This window comes from Hymenobacter pini (assembly GCF_020421205.1).
Classification (GTDB): domain Bacteria; phylum Bacteroidota; class Bacteroidia; order Cytophagales; family Hymenobacteraceae; genus Hymenobacter; species Hymenobacter pini.
Genome location: NZ_JAIZZH010000004.1, coordinates 123,806 through 144,153, shown reverse-complemented (window position 1 = coordinate 144,153; position 20,348 = coordinate 123,806). Strand labels below are relative to the sequence as shown.

Below are 20,348 nucleotides of genomic sequence, written 5' to 3'. Positions count from 1 at the left end.
CCTGAGCGCAACGAAGGACCTTATCACGCCGAACAAACCGTTCCAACGGGATAAGGTCCTTCGCGGTGCTCAGGATGACAGATAAGCTAAACCACCTACGCCAACAGCGTATCGGTTACGGAGTGGGGCTCGGGGCGGTGCTTGAGGGCGTAGAACAGGGCCACCAGCAACGCCGCAATCAGCAGCACCGACGAAACCAGGGAAACGGTGTTGCCAATGGCGTACTCCGAGGGCTCAAACCTGAACTCGATGGTGTGGTTACCGGCCGGTACCTGCAGGGCGCGCAGCACGTAGTTGGCGCGCAGATAGGGCACTTCCTTGCCATCAATGAAAGCCTTCCAGCCATCGGCGTAGTAGATTTCCGAGAATACCACCAGCCCGGCCTGGGCCGCGTTGGCGCGGTAGGTGAGAGCGTTGGGGGTGTACTTGGTGAGGGCAATGGTGGAGCCCTCGGTGGGGAAGGTGGTTTGACTGAGGGGAAACTTGGAAGCATCCACTACGGCCGTGGTAGCCGTGTTCAGGCCCGTGAGGGCTTTGATTTCCTCGTCGGGGTTCTGCACTTTCTGCACCTGGCCCACAAACCAGGCGTTGCCCAGGGCGCCGGGGTTGCGCTGCACCTGCTGGGGCTGGCCCTGCTCGCCGGGCACAATCACGTAGCGGGTGTTGAGCATGTTGAGCACGGCCGTGTTGTTGGTCGAAATCTGGCGCTCAATCAAATCCTGGTAGCGGCGCAGCTTGGCGCCGTGGTAGCCGCCAATACTCTTGTGGAAATACGAGGTCTGGGCTTCGTTGAAGGGGTTCTGCACGTTCAGCACCCGGTAGCTCAGGTCTTTGTCCTGCAGAATCTGCTGGTCGGCGGGGGAGGGGGCAAACTGCTCGGCAATGGTCTGCTGCTGGAAGTTGCCGTCGTTGAGGTAGCGCTTATCCACGCCCCACAAATCTACCAGCGTGAGCACGCCCACCAGGGCCGCGGCCAGGCTGGCCGAGAGCTTGCGCTGCAGGAAAAACCACAGCACCCCGGCCGAAGCCACCACGAAGAACAAAGAGCGGAATACGTCCATGCGCAGCAGCGAGGCGCGGTCGGCACGCAAAGCTTCCAGCGGGAAGCCGCTTTGCTGCAGCTGGGCATCAATGGGCGAAGCAAAATCAGACACTAGACCGACCAGGAACGCCAGCGCGCACAAACCGGCCGTAATAGCCAAAGCCCGCACCACGTGCTTTTTCAGCAGGGCGGTATCGGCCGTATCCACTGGTGCGCCGGTCAGGGCGGCCAGGCTGGGGTGGGTGCTGGCAGGTGCGGCGGCTACGGTGGAGGGCACGCCCCGCAGCACGCGGGCCAGGGCCAGTACCGCCAGCACCGGCATGGCTAACTGGGCAATGGTGAGGGCCATGCTTACCGCCCGGAACTTGTTGTAGCCCGGGAAGTAATCGAACATCAGGTAGTTGAAGGCTTCAAAGTTCTTGCCCCAAGCCAGCACGATGGACAGCAACGTGCCCGCCAGCAGCCAGATGCGGGTGCGGCGGTCGGCCACCATCAAACCCAGCACAAACAGGAAGAACACCACCGCGCCCACGTACACCGGGCCACTGGTAATGGGCTGGTCACCCCAATAGGTAGGCATCTGGGCCAAGTAGTCGGCCAGCTGCACGGGTGGCACGCCAGCAGCCGCCAGGGCTTTGCCGGTTTCGGAGTTTTCGGAGAGCTTCATCTGCGAAGCCCCGCCGTAGAAGTTCGGAATCAGCAGGGTGGCCGTTTCGCCCACGCCGTAGCTGTAGCTGAAGGCATACTCCTTGCCCAGGCCCGAGCCGCCCGCGTCCTCGTCAGGGGCGGGGGCCTGGCCGGGAACCACTGGCGGCGGTGTTTTCAGCTCCGATTTACCCCGGATGCTGTATTTGCTGTATTCCAAGGTGGTATACAAGCGGCCGAAGCTTACGCCCACGGCCAGCAGCGCGGCCACGCCCAGCAGAGCCGTGCGCGTCAGGAAATCGGGCAGACGTTTCTCACGAGCAGCAAATACCAGTTCCACCACGCCAAACACCAGCACCAGCAGCAGCAGGTAGTAGGTAATCTGCAGGTGGTTGGAGCGTACGTTCATGGCCAGACCCAGGGCAAACAGCGCCGTGCCTAGCCATTTGTTGCGTCGGAACGCCACCAGCAGGCCCGCCAGCACCAGCGGGGCGTAAGCCAGAGCCAGGCTCTTGGTGTTGTGGCCGGCGGCCAGGATGATGAGGTTGTAGCTCGTGAAGCCCAGGGCCACGGCCCCTACCACGCTCACCAGCGGCGTGAGACCCAGGGCCACACACAGCGCATAGCCGCACACCAGCGCCAGAAACAGGTTGGCTACCACGGCCGGCAGCCCCAGCGTGAACAGCTTATGCAGGTACTGGCTCAGGTCGCCGGGGAAGCGGGTGCTGATGAGGTAAGTGGGCATGCCCGAGAACATGGAATTCGTCCAGAGGGCTTCCTCACCGGTCTGGTCGCGGAACTGGGCGGCCTCGTGGGCCCCGCCGTTGAACTGCACAATGTCGTGCTGGGCCAGCGTCTTGCCATCGAACAGGATGGGGGAGAAGTACACGGCGGCCAGCACCAGAAAAAACACAACGGCCAGCAGGTGCGGCAGCACCCGCCGCCACCACGGCGCAACGGCCTGACGGGGAGGAGTAGTCATTCGGCTTACTAAAAAGTCGGATAAGGCCAGAGTTGGACCCAAGCCCGAAGGTAAGCAGGATAGGTGATTAGCAGGGTAAGCGGGAGGGAGGGTATGGTGGTAATAAGCCTGTCATCCTGAGCGCAGCGAAGGACCTTATCACGTAACAGCGTACTATTCATGCGTGATAAGGTCCTTCGCTGCGCTCAGGATGACAGGCATCTCAACTCGTACCCTCTTACCCCCATACCCTCTTACCCTACAGACCTTCCCCGCCAGTTGTACAGCACAATCGACAGGAAAATCACCGCGTAAGCCCCCAGCTTCAGCCCCGAGGCCTGCTCGCCGAAATACAGAAACGCCAGCAGAAAGCTCAGCAGCGGATTGATGTACATGAAGATGCCCACCGTGCCCGAGGGCAGCTGGTTCAGCGCGTAGAGGTTCAGAAACAGCGGAATCACCGTGAACAGCACGCTCAGCAGCAGCACCACGGCCAGCAGGTGGGTATCGTGCAGGCCGGCCAGCGGCTCGGCCCCCAGCAGCGGGGCCAGCGGCAGAATCAGCAAAGCCGTGAGCGTGAGCTGCACCGTGAGCAGCACCAGCCGGTCGTAGCCCTGCAGGCGGCGCTGGCTGATGAGGTAGGCCGCGTAGGTGGTGGCTACTACTAAGCTCATCAGCAACGAGTAGATTTCGCCGGAGCCCAGCAGCGCGCAGCTCAGGGCGCTGAGCCCGATGGCCAGCCACTGCAGGGGCCGCAGCCGCTCGCGCAGCACTACAAACCCCAGCAGCGAGGTCAGAATGGGGCAGATGAGGTAGGCAAACGAACCGGCCTGCACGCTCACCTTGTTTACCACGTAGATGAACAGCAGCCAGTTGGACGTGAGTAGCACGCTGCCCACCATGGTGCTAACTAGCACCGGCCGCCGCTCCCGGGCCGGGGCCGCCCGCCACTGCTGCCACGTTTGGCGCACCACCGCCCGCCGCCCCAGCCCATGAATGAGCAACAGCAGCAGCAACGACAGCAACACCCGGAAAAATAGAATCTGCCCGCTGGGGTAGCCCGCCAGCCAGCGCAACGGAACGGGGAAGAAGCCCCAGATAAAAAAGGCCGCCAGGGCCGCTAGGTGGTAGCGCGAGAGTTTCAACAGGAAGTAGTAAAGAAGGCCTAAAGGTAACAGCTGCTAGGCCCCGGCGGAACAAACCGGGCCGCCCGGCGCTTCTGCTACGCGCACCCCGTTACCTACCTTTGCCCGCGCTATGCTTGCCTTCTCCGACCTGCCCCCGCTGCTCTCCGGTACCCTGCTGCAACTGCCCGCCGCTTCGGCCACAGTGCAGCGCCTGCTGCTGGACAGCCGCCGGGTGGATACACCCGCCGACAGCCTGTTTATCGCTTTGCGCGGCCCCCAGCACGACGGTCACCGCTACCTGCCGGAGCTGTACCGGGCCGGTGTGCGCCAGTTTGTGGTGCAGCAGCCCGTGCCGCTCACCGAGTATCCCGAGGCCGGTTTCGTGCTGGTACCCGATACGCTGGCGGCCCTGCAGCAGCTGGCGGCCTGGCACCGGCAGCGGTTCGCGTTGCCCGTATTCGGTATTACCGGCTCCAACGGCAAAACCATCGTGAAGGAATGGCTGGCCCAGTTGCTGGCTCCCGACGAGCTGATCTGCAAAAGCCCGCGCTCCTACAACTCGCAGGTGGGCGTGCCCCTGAGCGTGTGGGAGCTCACCAGCCAGCACACGCTGGGTATTTTTGAAGCCGGTATTTCGGAGCCGGGCGAGATGTCGGCGCTGGCCCGCATCATCCAACCCACGCTGGGCATCTTCACCAACCTGGGCACTGCCCACGATGCCGGCTTTACCTCCCACGCCGAGAAGGTGGCCGAGAAGATGCGGCTGTTTGCCCAGGTAGATACCTTGTTCTACTGCGCCGACCACGAGCTGGTACACGCCGCCGCCCGCCGGCAGCTCAATCCTGCCCGCACTACATTGGTAGCCTGGACGCGCCACCGCCCCCGCTTCGACGGCCAGGAGGCCGATGCGCTGGTAACGGTGCAGGAGGCTGCCGCCGACCGCACCGTGGTGCGCGTGGAGCGTGCCCGGCCCCGCCCCCATGAGCACACCTTCACGCTGCCCTTCGCCGATGAGCCCTCCGTAGAAAACGCCCTGCACTGCCTGCTGGTGCTGCTGTGGCGGCAGGTGGCCGCCCCCGAAATTCAGCGCCGCCTGGATAGGCTGCAGCCCGTGGCCATGCGCCTCGAAATGAAGCAGGCGCTCAACGACTGCTACATCCTCGACGATACCTACAACAACGACCTGGCCGGCCTGCGCCTGGCCCTCGATGCCCTTACCCGCCAGTCGCGCCGGGGCCGCCGCACGCTTATCCTGTCCGATGTGCTGGAATCGGGGCTGGGCGGGGCCGAGCTGTACGCCCGGGTGGCAGCCCTGCTGCCCCCGCACGGCGTGGAGCGCCTCATCGGCATCGGGCCCGATATCAGCCGGCACGCGGCGGCGTTTGCGGGGCTGCGGGCCGAGTTTTACCCCGATACGGCGGCGTTTCTGGCCAGCTTCCAGCCCGAGCAGTTCCGGCAGGAGCTGCTGCTGGTGAAGGGGGCCCGCCGCTATGGCCTGGAGCGGGTGGTGGCGGCCTTCCAGCAGAAGCTGCACGGCACGGTGCTGGAGGTAAACCTGGATGCGCTGGTGCACAACCTCAACTTCTACCGCCGACGCCTGCAGCCCGGCGTGAAGCTGATGGTGATGGTGAAGGCCTTTGCCTACGGCAGCGGCTCCTCGGAAGTAGCCAACCTGCTGCAGTTCCACCGCGCCGACTACCTGGCCGTGGCCTACGCCGACGAAGGCGTGGACCTGCGCCAGCACGGCATCAGCCTGCCGCTGATGGTGATGAACCCGGCGCCTGAGTCGTTTCAGAAGCTGCGGCAGTACCACCTGGAGCCCGAAATCTACTCGTTTGAGCTGCTGGAAACGTACCTGCAGGCGGCCCGCGAAGCGCCCCTGCCGGCCATTCACCTGAAGCTGGATACCGGCATGCGCCGCCTGGGCTTCGCCGAGGAAGACCTGCCCGCTCTGTGCCAGGTGCTTCGCGCCAACGCCGCCCACCTGCGCGTGGCCAGTGCCCTCACCCACTTGGCCGGGGCCGACGAGGAGCAGCACACCGATTTCTCCCGGGCGCAGCTGGCCGCCTTCGGACGCATGGCCCCGCAGGTAGAAGCGGCCCTGGGGTATTCCATTCTCAAGCACGCCCTCAACTCGGCCGGCATTGTGCGCTTCCCCGAGGCTCAGCACGATATGGTGCGCCTGGGCATTGGGTTGTACGGAGTAGAAGCCACCGGCCGCGAGCAGGACGCCCTGCAACCCGTGAGCACCCTGCGCACTACTATTTCCCAAGTAAAGGCCCTGCCCGCCGGCCACACCGTGGGCTACGGCCGCCACGGCCACGCCACTGCCCACGCGCGGCGCATTGCCACCCTGGCCATCGGCTACGCCGACGGCTACGACCGGCGCTTCGGCCGCGGGGCGGGAGAGGTGCTTATCCGGGGGCAGCGCGCCCCGCTGGTAGGCAACGTGTGCATGGATATGTGCATGGTAGACGTCACCGATATTCCCGCGGCCCAGGCCGGCGACGTGGCCGTGGTATTCGGCCCGGGACTGCCCCTCACCGAACTGGCCCAGTGCATCGGCACTATTCCGTATGAGTTGCTCACCAACGTGAGCGAGCGGGTGAAGCGGGTGTTCGTGGCGGAGGATTGAGTTGTTGCGCCACTTTTCAGTTGCGCAACGCAGATTTACGTAGGTTAGAGCCATCATTTTTTCTCCATAACCAAACACTACTCTCTCCCATGCACAAAACCCTGCTGTCCGCCCTGGCCGCCACCCTGCTGCTAGCATCCTGCTCCGACCTCAAGAAGCCCGAAGAAAAAGATCAGCTCTCGGAAGCTACTGCCGACACGGCCGTAGTAGCCCGCACTGGTGAAACCGCCGGTGATATGGCCGAAAACGCCGCTGCCAGCGCCGGTGCCGCCGCCGATAAAGCTGGCAACGCGGTGCCTAACTCCTGGGACATGAGCAAAGCCAAGCTAGCCGACGTGAAGCTGGAGGAAATCGACTTGCCCGAGGTATCGGTGCGCGGCGATGATACCTACAACGTGTACGGCCTCGAAGAGAAAGTGCTGTTTGACACCGATAAGGCCGAAATCAAGCCTTCCGCTACCCGGGCCCTATCCGAAATCAGCGCCTCTATTGCCCGCCGCTACAAAGGCAAAGACGTGCGCGTGATGGGCTTCGCCGACTCGCGCGGCGACAAAAACTACAACAAGGAACTCAGTGCCCAGCGCGCCGCCGCCGTGAAAAAATGGCTGGTGAGCAACGGCATGATGACCGACGCCCAAGTAACGCTGGAGCCCATGGGTGAAGCTGCTCCTGCTGCTACCAACGCTACCGCCGCCGGCCGCCAGCAGAACCGTCGCGTAGAAATTGCAGTGCTCAAATAAGACCTAAGCTTAGCTTCAGCACCAATCCAAACAAAAAGCCCGCTTGCAGTTGCAAGCGGGCTTTTTGTTTGGATTGGTGCGCGTCTGTGCGTTAGTCTTTAATCTGGTCTACCTCAGCCCGAATCATGGCGTTGTAGCGCATGCCATTGTTGGCCAAAGTAATCAGGCTCCAACCGCGGCCCATGGTGTAGTTCCAAGTGCGAGCTTCTTTGAACTCAAACGTCGGGCGCAGAATCTGGCCGTAGGGCGTGTAGTTGTCCATGAAGTTCACCGAGTAGAAGTTGTCGCCGCTCACAATCCATTCCATTGCCACGAAGAACCCTTCGGCTGGCGCTTCAATGTTGTACTGGGTCAGGTCAACGGTGTACCATTCGCCGCCTTTCGGGGCCGATACCACGATGTTCTCGGTCAGAAGGTCAGTGTTAGGCGAGTTGTAGTTGCCATCGGCTTTGTACAGCCGCACCCGGAACGGCTCACGGGGGAAGCCGTTTTCACCGATGTAGAACGACACCGAGCGCACGTTGCCCAGCTTCTTGCCCTTCTCGTTTTTTACGAAGAAGGCGTACTGGCTACCGGGCATACCCTGAATCATACCCTCCCCGGGGGTGTTGGAGGTAGAGCCTAGGCCCAGGTTTTTCACCTTACCACCTTTTACGGTTACGTTAGCCAGCTCAATGGCCCGCTTCGGAACCTCAATAATCATGTCCTGCACCTTGATGCCGGGCTTGATGAGAACTGCTTTACGGTAGTAGCCCAGCGCCATCACAATCAACGAGTCCTGCGGGTTTTTCTGCGGCATGGCCATCTGGAAAAAACCGTACTCATTGGTCAAGGCACCGGTTTGCTCCTCTTTCAAGCCGATAGAGGCAAACGGGATAGGCTCTTTCGTCTTTTCATCGACGATACGGCCCGTCATTTTCGCATCCTGAGCGAAGCTTAAGGCTGGCAGTAAAACCAGAGCAAAAAGGGAAAGTACGCGTTGAAGCATATGCGAGCAAGCTAGTGTATATCCCAAAATTACAATGAAATGCAGCAAAAAAAGCAATAGTTCCCTGAATATTTATACCAATACAATTCCTCTTCGGAATAATTATAATCCGTTCCCAGGAACTGCCCCAGAGAATAATCTCAGGCTGTAGCGAATTTTGGCTGAAACATAAATGGGTGGTACCTTTGTTTGAAGTGAATCTAAATAGCCCCACCCGTGTCTGACCGCCCACCGCTTGCCTCTTCTTCTTCGGCGCCCCGCAGCGTGAACGACCTGCATTTGGGCGAAAGCGGCACGATTTGCTGCCTGAAAGACCCCGAAATGGCGCTGAAGCTGCTGGAAATGGGCTGTATTCCGGGCACCCAGGTGCGCTTGAACAGCCGGGCTCCGCTGGGCTGCCCCATCACGCTGGTGGTGGGCGACATGGCCGACTACACGCTGTCGTTGCGGGTGAGCGAGGCGGCTACTATTCTTCTGAAATAAGTACACGTACATGGCAGGCGGGCAATTACTTTCCGGACGGGCCGGGGCCAGTGTTTCGGCCCGGCAGCTGGAAACGGCCGCCCAGCGCCACCCCGGGGCTCTGACCCGCATTGCGCTGGTGGGCAACCCCAACTCGGGCAAATCGTCGCTGTTCAATCAGCTCACGGGCCTCAACCAGAAGGTGGGCAACTTCCCGGGGGTGACGGTTGACCGTAAAACCGGCATCAGCCAGCTCACATCCCAGCACCGGGCCGAAATCATCGACCTGCCGGGCACCTACTCGCTTTACCCCAAGAGCCTCGACGAGAAGGTCATTACCGACCTGTTCTACGACAAGACGAGCGACCAGTATCCCGATTTTGTGGTGGTAACGGCCGACGCCAGCAACCTGCGCCGCAACCTGCTGCTGTTTACGCAGCTGGCCGATATGGGCCTGCCCGCCGTGCTGGCCCTGAACATGATGGACGTGGCCGAGCAGCACGGCGTGCACATCGACGTGCCGACGCTGCAACAAGAGTTGGGCGTGCCCATCATCCCGATGAATGCCCGCAAGGGCGTGGGCATTACGGCCCTCAAAATTGTGATGGCGCAGATGCTGGACGCACCCGCCGTGCAGTTTTATCAGCCCAGCGAAGAGCTGCTGCCCATGATCCGGCAGATTCGCTACTACTTCAACCTGCACAACGACTACCTGGCGCTGCACTACGCACACCAGTTCCGGCACATTGCCTTTCTCTCGGCCGATGAGCGGGCCTACATTCAGGAGCTGACCGAGCAATACGGGTTTCAGCCCCTGGAGCAGCAGGCCCAGGAAACCATCAGCCGCTACCAGCGCATCAACGAAGTGCTGCTCAACTGCGTGTCGGTGACGCGCACCGAGCAGAATGAGCCCTACAGCAACCGCCTTGACCGGGTGCTCACGCACAAGGTATGGGGCTATCTGATTTTCTTCGGGGTGCTGTTTTTGATGTTTCAGGCGGTATTTGCCTGGGCCAGCTACCCCATGGACCTCATCGACCAGGGAGTGGCCTGGATTAACGGGCTCATCCAGACCAATTTTGATGGGCCGCTGATCAACCTGCTCACCGAAGGCGTGCTGGCGGGCCTGGGCGGGGTGCTCATCTTTATTCCGCAGATTGCGTTGCTGTTCGCCTTTATTGCGGTGCTGGAAGAAACCGGCTACATGGCCCGCGTGACGTTTATGATGGACCGCATCATGCGGCGCTTCGGGCTGAACGGCAAGAGCATCGTGCCCCTGATTTCAGGGGTAGCCTGCGCCGTGCCGGCCATTATGAGCGCCCGCACCATCGAAAACCGTAAGGACCGGCTCATCACCATTTTCGTCACGCCCCTGATGTCGTGCTCGGCCCGGATTCCGGTGTACACCGTGCTTATTGGCCTAGTGGTGCCCGATGAGGCCGTGCTGGGCATCTTCAACCTGCGCGGCTTTGCGCTGATGGGGCTGTATTTGCTGGGGTTTTTCGCCGCTATTTTCTCAGCCTGGGCCATGAAGCTGCTGCTCAAAACCCGGGAGCGGAGCTACTTCATCATGGAGTTTCCGGTGTACCGCTGGCCGCGCTGGAAAAACGTGGGCCTGACCATTGTGGAGAAGGTGAAGGCGTTTGTGTTCCAGGCGGGCAAGGTGATTCTGGCCATCTCCATTCTGCTGTGGGTGCTGGCTACCTATGGCCCCGCCGGCCGTATTGAGCGGGCCGAAGCCACGGCCCGCACCGAGGCTATCCGCCAGGGCCTCAATCCGCAGCAGACCGAAGCCCGCGTGGCCTCCGAGCGGCTCGAAAACTCCTACGCCGGCGTATTCGGGCACGTGCTGGAACCAGCCATCCGGCCCCTGGGCTTCGACTGGAAAATTGGTATTTCCCTGCTTACCTCGTTTGCGGCGCGGGAGGTGTTTGTGGGTACCATGAGCACCATTTACAGCGTGGGCCAGGACGCCGACCAGCAAACCGTGCAGCAGAAGCTGGCCGCCGAAAAAGACCTCAATGGGCAGCCATTCTTCACGCCGGCCCGGGCCTTCTCCCTGCTGGTGTTCTACGTGTTTGCCATGCAGTGCATGAGCACCCTGGCCGCCACCTACCGCGAAACCAAGGGCTGGAAATGGCCCGTGCTGCAACTGCTGTACATGACCGGCCTGGCCTACGTGTCGTCGCTACTGGTGTATCAGCTGCTGAAGTAGTTGTTGGTTGATGATTGTTGATTGTTCGTTGTCAGAATCTTTCTATCAACCAACAATCAACAACCACCTATCAACAACCAATAATCAACAACCGCCTTACTGCCCAATCAGGAACACGGCGGGTTGCTTGTGGATGTCGGGGAGGGGGTGCTTTTTCCAGCCGGCCACAGTGTCGGTGCGGAGGTACTCGTGGGGGGCGGTGAGGCTGGCGGCCACGCACAGGCGGGTGCCGGGGTGCAGGGTGCTGAGCAGGTCCTCCAGCAGCGGCAGGTTGCGGTAGGGCGTTTCGATGAACAGCTGCGTTTGGTGCTGCTGCAGGGCCTGTTGCTCCAGTTTTTTGAGAGCCGCCACGCGCTTGCCCCGCTCAATGGGCAGGTACCCGTGAAAAGCAAAGCTCTGCCCGTTCATACCTGAGCCCATCAACGCCAGCAGGAGCGACGACGGGCCCACCAGCGGCACTACCCGCAGCCCCAGCTGATGGGCCCGGCGGGCCAGCTCGGCGCCGGGGTCGGCAATGCCGGGGCAGCCGGCTTCGGAAATCACGCCCGCATCCTGACCGGCCAGCACCGGCTGCAGGGCAGCCTGAATCTGGGCCTCCGTGCTGTCTTTGTCGATTACCTGAATGCGCAGCTCCTCAATTACCTGCTGAGGGGCCATGCTCTTAATGAACCGCCGGGCCGTGCGGGCATTTTCCACCAGAAAGTAGGAGAGGGCCTGAATCCGCTGGGCTACCTGCGGGGGCAGCACCTGGGCGGCCGTATCGTCGGCCAGAATGGTGGGAATGAGGTAAAGCGTACCGGGCACGAGGCAAGAAGACTAAAAGGAAAAACGAACAGGCCGAAAAGCAGGGTTTACTGCCCCAGGAAGGCGGTTACCAGCTGAAATACTTCTTCGGGCTTCTCGGCGTGCACCCAATGGCCGGCATCCACCACGGTTTCTATCTGCGAATTGGGGAACAGGGCCGGAATGCCGTAGAGCTTGTCTTCGGAGGTCACGTAGTCGGACTTGCCGCCGCGGATGAATAGGGCCGGTTTCAGGAAAGGATGCGGGCCGATAATTTCCGCCCCGATGTCGTCCATTTCGGCGGTGAGGGCCGCCAGGTTGGGCCGCCAGGCAAAGGAGTTATCCTCGCGGCGGTACAGGTTTTTGAGCAGAAACTGCCGCACATCGGGCCACTTGATGTGTTGGGCCAGGGCGTCGTCGGCCTGCTGGCGGCTTTGCAGCGTAGCCAGCGGCACGGCATTCAGGCCGGCCACAATTTCATCCTGGTGGCGCATGTCGGAAAAGCGCGGGGCAATGTCCACCACAATCAGCTGGCGCAGGCGCTCGGGATTATCCAGGGCGAATCGCATGGCTACCTTGCCGCCCATGCTATGACCCATCAGGGTGGCATCGGGGCCGAGTTGGAGCTGGTCGAACAGGCCGAGCACATCCTGGGCCATGAGGGCGTAGGTGTGCTCGGGGGCGTGGGGCGAGCGGCCGTGGTTGCGCAGGTCCACTAGTATCACCCGGTAGCCGGCATCGGCCCAGCGGCGGGCCAGCGTCTGCCAGTTGTCGAGGGTGCCAAACAGGCCGTGCAGAATCACTAGGGGGGCGCCCTGCCCCATTTCGCGGAAGTGTAGTTGCAGCATCACCCTGCAAAGATGGGGCTTCGGCGCGGGAAACGCGCAGCCCAGTCACTCAGGCAACCGCTACGGGCTGTAGCACCGGAAGCTGGGCGGCGGGCAGCCGCAGGCAGGCTTTGGTGCCTTGGCCCGGCGTGCTTTCGAGCGTGAGCGTGCCGCCTTGGCGCGTGGCAAAGGCCCGGCACAGCAGCAGCCCCAGGCCGGTACCGGAGCGGGGCCCGCGCGGAGCGGTTGGCAACGCCGGGGCGAGAAGGGCGGCAATTTGGTCGGGCGTCATGCCGGTGCCCGTATCCTGCACGCTCAAGGTTACGGTACTAGAGGCAGCATCCGGGGTGGCCGCCAGCCGGATACTGCCGCCTGCGGGAGTGAATTTAAGGGCATTACCTATCAAATTGCGCAGGATGGTTTGGGTCATGTGCGCATCGGCCCACACGCCCAGCTGAATAGGGCAATCCACCTCCAGGCGGATTTGCTTGGCCTCGGCAGCGTTGATGTACAGGTGCGTGGTTTCGTGACACAGGTCATGCACCAGCAGCCGCTCGGGGCGGAAGGCCAGCTCGCCCGTCTGATTAACGGCCCAGTTGAGCAAGTTATCCAGCAAGTGATTAAGCTGCTGCGCCGACTGCCGTACCAAGGCCGGTAGCCGGCGCAGGCCCTCTTCGTCGCCTTGACGGAGGTAGAAGTCAATCAGCTCCGTAACGCCCGCAAAGGCCGTAACCGGTCCGCGCAAATCGTGGGCAATAATGGCGTACAGCCGGTCTTTGGAGGCAGCCAGCTGGCGGAGCTCCTGGGTGGCCTCTTCCAACGCATTGTGGTTGGCCGCCAGCGCGGCCCGGCTCCGGCGCAGCTTCGTGTAGAGGTAGGCCATGCCCCATAAACCCAGGAGCAGCGCCGAAATAGCCACCCATTGCGCCCGGTTGCGTTGTTGCATTACTTGCTCCCGCTCGGTGAGCCGCTTAATCTGATGCTCCTTGTCGGCGGTTTCGTAACGGGTTTGCAGGGCCGTCAGGGTTTGTAGCCGGGAGCGACTGTTGAGCGAGTCATTCAGATTCCGGAACCGAATCTGCCACGCGTACGCCTGCTCGTACTGGCGGTATCCCACGTTGATTTCTGCCAGCAGATTATACGCATCCAGTATCCGCTCTTTGTACTTGACGCGGCGGGCCAGCTGCAACGCCTGGCGCGTAAGGCTGTCGGCCTCCGGGAGCTTGTTCTGAAGCAGCAACACCGTAGCCAGCAGCTCCAGGTGGCCGGCCCTGAACCGGTTGTTGGGCTGCGCTTCTGCTAACGCCACTGCCTGCCGCAGCAGGCCCTCGGCCGTTTCCAGCTGGTTCATCTGCATGTAAAAAGAGCCCATGTCGGCCAGATACAATGACTCGCCAACCTGGTCGTTGGTGCGGCGGGCCAATTGCAGGGCGCGGCGGGTAAATAGCAGCCCCTGCGGCCGCCGCTGCAGATAGAAATACAGATTTCCCAGGTTGCCAAACAACATCAGCTGGGTGCGGGGCTGTACGTCGGGGCGGTAAACGTAGCGGAGGGCGCGCTGGTAGTTGCGCAGGGCGGCGGCCGTATCGTTCCGCTCATGATATACCCCGCCCATGCCCGTGTAGCTGCGCACCAAGGCATCGTTGGAGCGCAGCCGGCGGGCCAATTGCAGGGCTTCCTGCTGGAGCTGCAGCGCGTGGGGACCGTCGGCCAGGTTGGCGTAGCAGCTGGCTAAGTTTAGCAGGCCCTGGAGCAGGCCGGGCTGATTGTTGAGCCGACGGGCCAGCGCCACGCTTTGTTCCCCATAGGGTAGGGCGCGGGTGGGGTCATTATCGTGCAGGACATAGCACAGAGCGTTCAGTAGACGCACACGGCCAGTATCCGCGGGCTGAGTGCGCAGCTGGCGCAGCAGCTCGGGCACCGTGGCCGCACGTGAGCTGTAGCTACTGCACAAGCAGCCAAGAAAGAGGACGACCAAAAAAAAGTGCCGCATAGGCAACATTAGCAATAGGCAGAGCGGCCGCACGCAATAGGGCGACGGTGGGGCATAACAGGGCAGTGAATAAATATAAAAACTTACTTGATTTTTGTACTAGATGATAAAAATATTGTACGCTATAAAGAGAAGATGCAGGTGGAAACGCACGAAAATGCACCCGCTATACCCAACAAAACCACCGGCGTTGTCGCACCAAAGGGGTGCTGCGCAGAAAATCGGCCAGCGGCTCCAGCGGCAATAGCAAGGAGGTAAGCGTCAGGATCTGGCCAGAACGGAGGTGGAGCTGCAGATAGTTGTACGAGCTCCAGAATACTCGGTCCGACCGGTTTGTCACGTACCGCACCTCTAGCAAGTCACTCTTGGCAAACGGGATGCGCTGGCCGTTTTCGTGCACTTCCAGCACATTTTGCTTCGGGTCGAATACCAGTGCAGTGTGCTGGTTGCGGACATAGTAAAGCAGGTGCAGCACAAAGGCCGGGAACGAAAACCCAACGACCACGGCCGCCAAGGCTAGCAAAAGAATAAGCTCGAATGCCGATAGGCTACCCGCGTACAGGAATGAGGCCATAAACGGCAGACCAACGCCCAGGCATAGCAGCGGCCAGAACAGTAACCGGAACTGCCGCGCCGCACTTAGCTGGTACACCCGGCTCTTGCGGCCGAAAAGGCCTGTGAGCAACCGCAAACCGGTAACCACAACAGCCACTACGGCGGCCGCTTCCAGCAACGGGCGCAAAACCGATATAATTTTCATCTGGCAAGGGCTATGCGCTCAGCACTGGCGGAAGGCTACCAACCAGCATCAGGGCGCAACAATAATCCAGGGCTCCTGCGGGGCATGTGCGCGCAAGGCGCCGAAAGGCTTCAACTGCAACCCGTGCTGCTCAAATACGGCCTGCGCCGCCGCCCGGCTACCGGGTTCCACGCACACCAGCAGCCCTCCCGATGTCTGCGGGTCACAGAGCCAGGCCCGCTGCTCGTCGGTGATGGGGCCTACCTTGTGTCCGTAGGAGTCCCAGTTGCGCACGGTACCGCCCGGTATGGCTTTTTGCTGGCGGTATTGCTCGGCCTCGGGTAGGCGCGGCACGCGGGCAAAGCTGATTTCGGCGGTGAGGTTGCTGCCTTCGCACACCTCCGCCAAATGGCCTAGTAGGCCAAAACCCGTTACGTCGGTCATGGCCCGCACGCCGGGTAGCTGGCCCAGCTCCGCCCCAATCTTGTTGAGCTGCATCATGCTTTGGGGGGCAATATGGGCGTGTTCGGGCTGGAGTATTCCCCGCTTCTGCGCCGTGGTGAGCATGCCTACACCCAGGGGTTTGGTTAGGTACAGCTCACAACCGGCAGTGGCGGTATCGTTCTGCTTGAGGTTCTCAATGTTGAGCAATCCGGTGACGGCCAGCCCGAAAATTGGCTCCGGTGAATCGATGCTGTGGCCACCGGCCAGCGGTATGCCTGCCTCCTGGCAAATACTGCGGCTGCCCTCAATTACGCGGCGGGCTACCTCAGGCGCCAGCTTATCAATGGGCCAGCCCAGCACGGCAATGGCCATTACGGGCCGGCCCCCCATGGCGTACACGTCGCTGATGGCGTTGGCCGAGGCAATGCGTCCAAAATCGTAGGCATCGTCCACGATGGGCATGAAGAAGTCGGTGGTGCTGATGATGGCCTGGCCACCTCCGATGTCGTACACGGCCGCATCGTCGCGGGAGGCGTTGCCTACCAGCAACTTGTCGTGGTGCGGTTGGGGCAGGCTGGTGTGCAGAATTTGGTCCAGCACCTTGGGGGCAATCTTGCAGCCGCAGCCCGCGCCGTGGCTGTATTGAGTCAGACGAATGTCGGCGGTGGTATCGGAAGGAGTCATTGCAGAATCAGGAGAAAAGTCGGGAATAGACCGGGCTACAATTGCCAGGAGGCGCATTGCAGCACCACGCGGTACCCATCCGGGTCTTCAAAGGTGCGGCCGTGCTGGTCCCAGTAAGGGTTGAACGAAGATACGGGCGCAAACCCCGCCGCAGTCATGCGCGCCACCGCTTGCTGCCATTCGGCAGGGTCGGGAAGGTAGAATACCAGCAAGTTGTCAGTGGTAGGAGCCCGACCAACGTAATGACCCGGCTGATGGGTGAACTCCAAGTGGTAAGGTGCCTGGGGGTGGCCCAGCATCACGCCATCAAACCCGTTGTGAGCGGTGAACGAAGCCAGTACCGAAAACCCCAGACCTTGCTGGTAAAAGGGCAGGAGGGCCGCCAGGTTGTCGGTAGGGCGGGCAACGCGCAGAACAGGCAGCATAGTTACAGGAGGTTAGAGGGTCAAGGCAGCCTGCCGAACCAGTTCGGTATTGTGGGAGGCGTCGCAGGTGGGGGCAGCCACTTTCACCAACGGCCGGTTGCCTAGCCCGTGCAGATACGTTCGGTCGTAGTAATCTAGCACCACACTCACCATTTTCTCCATGTCGTCCTCTCCAATGGCGGCTAGGGCTTCTTTGGTAGCCAGGCCCCCCAACCGCTTCCGGATACGGAGAATGGAAGCAGCCAAAGCTGCCGGGTCGTGGCGGCCGTACTCCTCGGCCAGCTTTTGCACGCGCGCCGCCCGGGGTACTTCCAGCACTAGCAGCGGAGCCTGCTGCAACTGCTCATATAACACAGCGGGCAAGTGCACTCCGCCAATGGTGCGGCTCTCATCCTCTACCCAAGCGGGTTGCGCTACAGGCAGTTGCTGCAGGGCGGCGGCCAGGTTATTCTCAAACTGCTCCTGGGTTGGGGCTGTCGGCATGCCAATGCTGCCAAACGCGGAGCCTTTATGGTGGGCCAGCCCTTCCAGGTCCAGCACCGGCTGTCCTTGAGCCGCCAGGGCGTGCAGCACATCGGTTTTGCCGGAGCCGGTGAGGCCGCCCAGCACCCACAGCGGGCGAGGCTGGTCAAACGTAGCCAGCACGCCCCGGCGGTAATCCTTGTAGCCTTTATCAAGTAGCTGCACCTGAAAACCGGCCAGCTCCAGCAGCCACTGCACCGCCCCGGAGCGCATGCCGCCCCGCCAGCAATGTACCCGCACTTGCTTGTGCGGGGCCAGCTTCTGCGCCTGTTTCACCAGCTGGCTCATCTTAGGCCCAAAGAAGTCCAGGCCCATCAGTACGGCTTTGTCCTGATTGATTTGCTTGTAGGCTGTACCAATACGGGCCCGCTCCTCATCCGTAAACAGCGGAAAGCTAACGGCTCCCGGAATGTGCCCGTGGGCATACTCCACCGGGGCGCGCACATCCAGAATGGGTATTTCTGCGGGTTGAGCAAGAAAGTCGGGGAGGAGCAGGCGCGGCACGGCAGTAAGGAAGAGAGAAGAAAGAGGAGTAGACCGTGGCTGTTACTTCAACTGCCGGCGGTACAGCTGAATGGTATTTTCCAGCCCCAGATACAGTGCATCACAAATGAGGGCGTGCCCAATGCTGACTTCGGCCAGGCCGGGCAGGTGCTGATGCAGGTAAGCCAGATTATCCAGGTCCAGGTCGTGGCCGGCATTCAGGCCCAGGCCTAGCTCCTGAGCCACAATGGCGGCTTCGCGGTAGGGGCGCAACGCGGCCTCAGGGTTGGCGTGGTACTGGCGGGCGTAGTCCTCCGTGTACAGCTCAATCCGGTCGGTGCCGGTGGTAGCGGCGGCGCGCACCAGCTCGGGCACGGGGTCCAGGAAAATGCTCACCCGGCATCCAATGCCTTTGAGGTCAGCTACAATCTGCTGTAGGTATTCCTGGTGCTGAATGGTGTCCCAACCGGCATTGGAGGTAATGGCGTCGGGCGCATCGGGTACCAGCGTCACTTGCTCCGGCCGCACTTCCCGCACCAAGTCAATGAAATCAGGCGTGGGGTTGCCTTCTACGTTCAGCTCAGTAGTCACCACAGCTTTCAGGTCGCGCACGTCCTGGTACCGGATGTGACGCTCATCGGGGCGGGGGTGCACCGTAATGCCTTGGGCACCAAACCGCTCACAATCCCGGGCCGCCTGCAGCAGGTCGGGGCGGTTGTGGCCGCGGGCATTCCGGAGGGTGGCTATTTTATTTATGTTTACGCTAAGCTTTGTCATACGGCAGACTAACAGGTACGTGTCCAAAGATACGGAGCCAAACCGGCGGCCCGGCTTCCGGGTTTCAGCCCTGCCCCAATGCTGGTGACTTTCCACGGTGGCTGCTTCCCGCCGTTGCCTGAAAAAAGCCGTAATCTTGCACTCACATTATCCCTCCTTGCTATGGCTCTGAAAGAAACCATCGACGCTGATATTAAAAAGGCCATGCTGGCCAAAGACAAAGTGCGCCTCACGGCCCTGCGCAGCATCAAGTCGCAGATTTTGCTGGCCGAAACTGCCGAAGGCCAGCACGGTGCACCCCTCACCGCTGATGCCGAAATGAAGCTGCTGACCAAAGCTGCCAAGCAGCGCCGCGAAGCCGCCGAAACCTACCAGAAGCAGTTCCGCTCCGACCTGGAAGAAGTAGAACTGGCCGAGCTGGCTATCATTGAGGAATACCTGCCCCAGCAGCTTTCTGAGGCTGATTTGGTGGAGAAGCTGGTGGCCATCATTCAGCGTGTAGGTGCTACTGGTCCTTCTGACTTGGGCAAGGTAATGGGCGTAGCCGCCCGCGAGCTGTCGGGTCAGGCCGATGGCCGCATGATTTCCCAGACGGTAAGCAACCTGCTGAACAACACGAATTTGTAAAGTAAGCGTTGGTGCTGAAGCCTCTGGCTTCAACACTAGCCTCATGATTCCGCCCGCTGCATGTCGACGTTCGATATCCTGCTGCTGATTCCGCTGGCCATTGGAGCCGTGCAGGGGTACCGGCGCGGGCTGGTGCTGGAAGTAGCGTCGCTGCTGGCTTTCGTACTGGGCGTGGTAGGTGGCCTGGCCCTTCTCAACGACGCTATTCCGCTGGTGCGGCATTACGTAGGTGAGGCATTTGGGCTGCTGCCGCTGGTGTCGTTTATACTGGTGTTTGCCGCTATTGTGTGGGGCGTGCACCTGCTCAGTACGTTCATCAAAACGGCCGTACACCTCACGCCACTGGGGATGCTGGATAACCTGGGCGGAGCCGCCAGCGGGGTGCTGAAGTGGGTGCTGGGCATGAGCCTGCTACTGCACGGCATTGGGTTGGCCGGCGTACGGCTGATTTCGCCCGAGTTGGTGGCTGGCTCCCAGGTGCTGCCCATTGTGCAGCAGGCTACGCCGGTTGCCCTGAGCGTGGTGGCCTTCGTAATGCCCTTCGCCGGTACGCTGCTGGAGCGGCTGCGGGGTGTGTTCTAGGCCGTTCCCATGGGGAGGCTTACTTACTGGTATTTATGCGCGTATTACTACTCGACAACTTCGATTCATTCACCTACAACCTGCTGGATTATCTGCGGCAGTTGGGGTGCGAGGTGGTGGTGCGCCGCAACGATACGCCGTTGCCAGAACTGCAGCAGCTTACGTTTGATGCCTTAGTGCTTTCGCCGGGGCCGGGTACTCCGGCTGCCGCGGGTAATTTGCTGCCGGTAATCCAGCAGTACCATACCAGCAAGCCTATCCTGGGCGTTTGTTTGGGGCACCAGGCGCTGGGCGAGTTTTTCGGGGCCCGTGTGCAGCGGGGGCAGCGGCCCATGCACGGCAAGATTTCGGAAATTGAGTGGACGCAGCCCGATGCCCTCTGGCAAAACCTGCCGGCCCACATGCCGGTTACCCGCTACCACTCGCTGGTAGTGCAGGCGTTGCCAGATTGCCTCGAGCCGCTGGCCTACACCGCCGATAACAGCCGCGAAATTATGGCCCTGCGTCACCGTACACTGCCAGTCTACGGCGTGCAATTTCACCCGGAAGCGCTGCTGACCCCGCACGGATTAGCACTTCTGGGCAATTGGGTCAAGAATTGTATCATTGCACAGCCTGCTCCGGTCAGCAGCGGGTGCATTTCCTAG

General features: G+C 61.4%; 18 protein-coding genes. 7 read left to right on the top strand and 11 right to left on the bottom strand.

Annotated elements, in window-relative coordinates; translation table 11 throughout:
- Positions 1 to 95: 95 nt before the first annotated feature.
- A complete protein-coding gene (locus tag LF252_RS16475; protein WP_226270680.1) occupies positions 96 to 2,669 on the bottom strand; it encodes a YfhO family protein in 2,574 nt (857 codons plus the stop codon).
- A 233-nt stretch (positions 2,670 to 2,902) separates the two neighbouring features.
- Positions 2,903 to 3,793 (bottom strand): EamA family transporter, encoded by an 891-nt coding sequence (locus LF252_RS16470; RefSeq protein ID WP_226270679.1) that lies wholly within the window; start codon positions 3,791 to 3,793, stop codon positions 2,903 to 2,905.
- 112 nt (positions 3,794 to 3,905) lie between these two features.
- Between LF252_RS16470 and LF252_RS16465 the strand changes: the two genes are divergently transcribed.
- Positions 3,906 to 6,410 (top strand): bifunctional UDP-N-acetylmuramoyl-tripeptide:D-alanyl-D-alanine ligase/alanine racemase, encoded by a 2,505-nt coding sequence (locus tag LF252_RS16465; RefSeq protein ID WP_226270678.1) that lies wholly within the window; start codon positions 3,906 to 3,908, stop codon positions 6,408 to 6,410.
- Between the two features lie 89 nt (positions 6,411 to 6,499).
- The gene (locus LF252_RS16460) at positions 6,500 to 7,150 is read left to right on the top strand and encodes an OmpA family protein (RefSeq protein WP_226270677.1); all 651 of its coding nucleotides are present in this window, start codon (positions 6,500 to 6,502) and stop codon (positions 7,148 to 7,150) included.
- Positions 7,151 to 7,241: 91 nt separating this feature from the next.
- On the opposite strand, the gene LF252_RS16455 is transcribed toward LF252_RS16460, so the two are convergent.
- Positions 7,242 to 8,138: a carboxypeptidase-like regulatory domain-containing protein gene (locus LF252_RS16455; protein WP_226270676.1), complete on the bottom strand. Its 897-nt coding sequence runs from the start codon at positions 8,136 to 8,138 to the stop codon at positions 7,242 to 7,244.
- A gap of 216 nt (positions 8,139 to 8,354) precedes the next feature.
- Between LF252_RS16455 and LF252_RS16450 the strand changes: the two genes are divergently transcribed.
- Together LF252_RS16450 and feoB are read left to right on the top strand one after the other, a co-directional pair.
- Complete coding sequence (locus LF252_RS16450; protein ID WP_226270675.1) at positions 8,355 to 8,621, top strand: FeoA family protein; 267 nt, start codon at positions 8,355 to 8,357, stop codon at positions 8,619 to 8,621.
- Positions 8,622 to 8,631: 10 nt separating this feature from the next.
- On the top strand, positions 8,632 to 10,815 hold the full coding sequence (gene feoB, locus LF252_RS16440; protein WP_262904998.1) for a ferrous iron transport protein B: 2,184 nt from the start codon (positions 8,632 to 8,634) through the stop codon (positions 10,813 to 10,815).
- 96 nt (positions 10,816 to 10,911) lie between these two features.
- On the opposite strand, the gene LF252_RS16435 is transcribed toward feoB, so the two are convergent.
- The 8 genes from LF252_RS16435 to LF252_RS16400 all read right to left on the bottom strand — a co-directional run bounded on the left by LF252_RS16435 (position 10,912) and on the right by LF252_RS16400 (position 18,492).
- Positions 10,912 to 11,619: an SAM-dependent methyltransferase gene (locus tag LF252_RS16435; RefSeq protein ID WP_226270674.1), complete on the bottom strand. Its 708-nt coding sequence runs from the start codon at positions 11,617 to 11,619 to the stop codon at positions 10,912 to 10,914.
- Positions 11,620 to 11,666: 47 nt separating this feature from the next.
- On the bottom strand, positions 11,667 to 12,446 hold the full coding sequence (locus LF252_RS16430; protein ID WP_226270673.1) for an alpha/beta fold hydrolase: 780 nt from the start codon (positions 12,444 to 12,446) through the stop codon (positions 11,667 to 11,669).
- A gap of 49 nt (positions 12,447 to 12,495) precedes the next feature.
- Complete coding sequence (locus LF252_RS16425) at positions 12,496 to 14,295, bottom strand: sensor histidine kinase (RefSeq protein ID WP_226270672.1); 1,800 nt, start codon at positions 14,293 to 14,295, stop codon at positions 12,496 to 12,498.
- A 289-nt stretch (positions 14,296 to 14,584) separates the two neighbouring features.
- Positions 14,585 to 15,178: a hypothetical protein gene (locus LF252_RS16420; protein ID WP_226270671.1), complete on the bottom strand. Its 594-nt coding sequence runs from the start codon at positions 15,176 to 15,178 to the stop codon at positions 14,585 to 14,587.
- A 48-nt stretch (positions 15,179 to 15,226) separates the two neighbouring features.
- Positions 15,227 to 16,285 carry a selenide, water dikinase SelD gene (selD, locus tag LF252_RS16415; RefSeq protein WP_226270670.1) on the bottom strand — a complete coding sequence of 353 codons (1,059 nt, stop codon included), beginning with the start codon at positions 16,283 to 16,285 and terminating at the stop codon, positions 15,227 to 15,229.
- A 35-nt stretch (positions 16,286 to 16,320) separates the two neighbouring features.
- Positions 16,321 to 16,710 (bottom strand): VOC family protein, encoded by a 390-nt coding sequence (locus tag LF252_RS16410; RefSeq protein ID WP_226270669.1) that lies wholly within the window; start codon positions 16,708 to 16,710, stop codon positions 16,321 to 16,323.
- A 12-nt stretch (positions 16,711 to 16,722) separates the two neighbouring features.
- Positions 16,723 to 17,736 (bottom strand): tRNA 2-selenouridine(34) synthase MnmH, encoded by a 1,014-nt coding sequence (mnmH, locus tag LF252_RS16405; RefSeq protein ID WP_226270668.1) that lies wholly within the window; start codon positions 17,734 to 17,736, stop codon positions 16,723 to 16,725.
- 42 nt (positions 17,737 to 17,778) lie between these two features.
- The gene (locus LF252_RS16400; protein WP_226270667.1) at positions 17,779 to 18,492 is read right to left on the bottom strand and encodes a pyridoxine 5'-phosphate synthase; all 714 of its coding nucleotides are present in this window, start codon (positions 18,490 to 18,492) and stop codon (positions 17,779 to 17,781) included.
- 162 nt (positions 18,493 to 18,654) lie between these two features.
- On the opposite strand from LF252_RS16400, the gene LF252_RS16395 reads away from it, so the two are divergent.
- Genes LF252_RS16395 through LF252_RS16385 form a run of 3 tightly spaced genes read left to right on the top strand, consistent with a single transcriptional unit; the run spans position 18,655 to position 20,348 of the window.
- Positions 18,655 to 19,119 (top strand): GatB/YqeY domain-containing protein, encoded by a 465-nt coding sequence (locus LF252_RS16395; RefSeq protein WP_226270666.1) that lies wholly within the window; start codon positions 18,655 to 18,657, stop codon positions 19,117 to 19,119.
- A 60-nt stretch (positions 19,120 to 19,179) separates the two neighbouring features.
- Entirely contained in the window at positions 19,180 to 19,701 is a 522-nt protein-coding gene (locus tag LF252_RS16390; protein WP_226270665.1) for a CvpA family protein, read from the top strand.
- Between the two features lie 35 nt (positions 19,702 to 19,736).
- Positions 19,737 to 20,348 carry an anthranilate synthase component II gene (locus tag LF252_RS16385; protein WP_226270664.1) on the top strand — a complete coding sequence of 204 codons (612 nt, stop codon included), beginning with the start codon at positions 19,737 to 19,739 and terminating at the stop codon, positions 20,346 to 20,348.

Bases quoted from the DNA above. Each gene is read 5' to 3' on its own strand.
- LF252_RS16395 (WP_226270666.1), top strand. From the start codon at position 18,655: ATGGCTCTGAAAGAAACCATCGACGCTGATATTAAAAAGGCCATGCTG.
- LF252_RS16460 (WP_226270677.1), top strand. From the start codon at position 6,500: ATGCACAAAACCCTGCTGTCCGCCCTGGCCGCCACCCTGCTGCTAGCA.
- LF252_RS16465 (WP_226270678.1), top strand. From the start codon at position 3,906: ATGCTTGCCTTCTCCGACCTGCCCCCGCTGCTCTCCGGTACCCTGCTG.
- feoB (WP_262904998.1), top strand. From the start codon at position 8,632: ATGGCAGGCGGGCAATTACTTTCCGGACGGGCCGGGGCCAGTGTTTCG.
- selD (WP_226270670.1), bottom strand. From the start codon at position 16,285: ATGACTCCTTCCGATACCACCGCCGACATTCGTCTGACTCAATACAGC.
- LF252_RS16475 (WP_226270680.1), bottom strand. From the start codon at position 2,669: ATGACTACTCCTCCCCGTCAGGCCGTTGCGCCGTGGTGGCGGCGGGTG.
- LF252_RS16410 (WP_226270669.1), bottom strand. From the start codon at position 16,710: ATGCTGCCTGTTCTGCGCGTTGCCCGCCCTACCGACAACCTGGCGGCC.
- LF252_RS16400 (WP_226270667.1), bottom strand. From the start codon at position 18,492: ATGACAAAGCTTAGCGTAAACATAAATAAAATAGCCACCCTCCGGAAT.
- LF252_RS16420 (WP_226270671.1), bottom strand. From the start codon at position 15,178: ATGAAAATTATATCGGTTTTGCGCCCGTTGCTGGAAGCGGCCGCCGTA.
- LF252_RS16430 (WP_226270673.1), bottom strand. From the start codon at position 12,446: ATGCTGCAACTACACTTCCGCGAAATGGGGCAGGGCGCCCCCCTAGTG.
- LF252_RS16390 (WP_226270665.1), top strand. From the start codon at position 19,180: ATGTCGACGTTCGATATCCTGCTGCTGATTCCGCTGGCCATTGGAGCC.
- LF252_RS16385 (WP_226270664.1), top strand. From the start codon at position 19,737: ATGCGCGTATTACTACTCGACAACTTCGATTCATTCACCTACAACCTG.
- LF252_RS16455 (WP_226270676.1), bottom strand. From the start codon at position 8,138: ATGCTTCAACGCGTACTTTCCCTTTTTGCTCTGGTTTTACTGCCAGCC.